The sequence below is a fragment of the Providencia sp. PROV032 genome (assembly GCF_028484875.1).
In the GTDB taxonomy this organism is placed as follows: Bacteria; Pseudomonadota; Gammaproteobacteria; order Enterobacterales; family Enterobacteriaceae; genus Providencia; species Providencia rettgeri_E.
On sequence record NZ_JAMPSX010000081.1, the window covers coordinates 1 to 1,196 of the forward strand.

Here is a 1,196-nt window from a genome sequence, read left to right on the forward strand (position 1 = left end):
GGTAATCCCCCCGAAAAATCGGTGTATTAATAAGTAGAATTTTCTCGTAATCTGAACTGAGGAGATCTCTATGAAAAAAGCACGTTTTACCGATAGCCAAATTATCACCATCCTTAAGCAAGCTGAGGCGGGAACGCCTGTTTCTGAACTGTGCCGCGAACATGGTATGAGCAACGCCAGTTTTTATAAGTGGCGCTCACGCTTTGGTGGGATGGATGCTTCCATGATGACCCGCTTGAAAGAGCTGGAAGAGGAAAATCGCCGCCTCAAAAAAATGTATGCAGAAGAAAGGTTGAAAGCTGAGATCATTCAGGAAGCTATGGCAAAAAAGTGGTGAAGCCATCGCATCGAAAGCGGATGGCGCAAGAAGCTGTCAAAATACGGAATATCAGCGTACGTTTTGCCTGCCAGTTATTTGTAGTGAGCGAAAGTTGCTATCGTTATCAAGCTAAACTGAATAAAGAAAATGAAGCAATAGCTGACTGGCTAATACGCATCACTGATAGCCAGCGCAACTGGGGATTTGGCTTGTGTTTTTTATACCTTCGAAACGTAAAAAACTTAAGATTTAACCACAAAAGGGTTTACCGAATTTATTGTGCGTTGTCACTGAACATGCGAATAAAGCCGAAGAAACGCCTAAAACGGGATAAGCCTGAGCCTCTGACGGTACCCGAAACGAGCAATGAATGTTGGTCAATGGACTTTATGCATGATCAACTGTCGGATGGGCGCTCAGTCCGTTTATTGAATATCATCGATGATTTTAATCGTGAAGCATTAGCTATTGAAGTGGATTTTTCCCTGCCGGCGAGTCGGGTTGTAAGAGTACTAGAGCAACTTATTGAGTGGAAAGGAAAACCGGTTTCCATACGCTGTGATAATGGGCCAGAATACACCAGTAATATATTGATATCATGGGCTAATCTGCAAGATATCAAAATAAACTTTATCCAGCCAGGTAATCCGCAGCAAAATGCTTACATTGAGCGTTATAATCGGACAGTCCGCTATGAGTGGTTAGGGCAATACTTGTTTTCATCACTGGATGAATTACAAGACTATGCTACACGGTGGCAATGGTTTTATAATCACGAACGGCCGAACATGGCGTTGAATGGCTATACCCCAATGCAACATCTACAACGAATGACCTGATTCTACTTATAACCTCGGTTAAAAACGGGGGGATTACC

1 protein-coding gene is annotated in these 1,196 nt (G+C 43.0%); it reads left to right on the plus strand.

The features are described 5' to 3' along the window. The first annotated feature begins 70 nt into the window (after window positions 1-70). Window positions 71-1,158, plus strand: a protein-coding gene (locus PSF42_RS20725; RefSeq protein WP_272680576.1) for an IS3 family transposase whose coding sequence is annotated in 2 segments (ribosomal slippage) — window positions 71-323 and window positions 323-1,158 — 1,089 coding nt in all. Because the reading frame shifts where the segments join, the coding sequence is not laid out codon by codon here. Window positions 1,159-1,196 lie beyond the last annotated feature (38 nt).